Origin of the sequence: Mycetohabitans sp. B3 (assembly GCF_021498065.1) — a bacterium.
Taxonomy (GTDB): Bacteria; Pseudomonadota; Gammaproteobacteria; order Burkholderiales; family Burkholderiaceae; genus Mycetohabitans.
The window spans coordinates 1-556 of record NZ_JAHLKN010000120.1 but is presented as its reverse complement, the minus strand read 5'-3'; the positions used below and the strand labels follow the sequence as shown (position 1 = coordinate 556).

Here is a 556-nt window from a genome sequence, read left to right as displayed (position 1 = left end):
ATCATGCTCGTTAAAGCCATACCACGGTTGCGTCGCCTCGAACAGCCGCACCACTTGCGCATGTTCGACCATCACGCCCTTGGGCGTGCCGGTCGAGCCCGACGTATAGATCACATATGCCAAATGCCGGGCGGTGAGCGCGGCTACCGACGGATTCGTGTCTGGCCATGCCGGCAGGGTGGCTGGATCGAGCACCGTACATTCTGCCAGCGCCGCGTCGCCCAACGCAGCGCGCCCGGCCGCATCCGCGAGCACAATCGCCGGTGCCGCATCGGTGAGGATATACACCAAGCGCTCACTCGGATACGCGGAATCCAACGGCACATACGCGCCCCCCGCTTTTAAAATCGCCAGCAGCCCCACCACCAGCGCGGGACTACGCTCGGCACAGATCGCCACTCGGGTATCGGGCTTGACACCTAACTCGATCAGCTGGTGTGCCAAGCAATTGGCTCGGGCGTTCAGCTGTGCATAACTGAACGTTTGGTCTTCATAGACCAGCGCTGGCGCCTCGGGCATGCACTCGACCTGCGCTTCAAACAACTGGTGGATGCAT

General features: G+C 61.9%; 1 protein-coding gene. It reads right to left on the bottom strand.

Annotated elements, in window-relative coordinates; translation table 11 throughout:
• Positions 1 to 556 (bottom strand): AMP-binding protein (locus KQH55_RS15860; protein ID WP_235091643.1); only part of this gene is annotated, 556 nt, incomplete at both ends.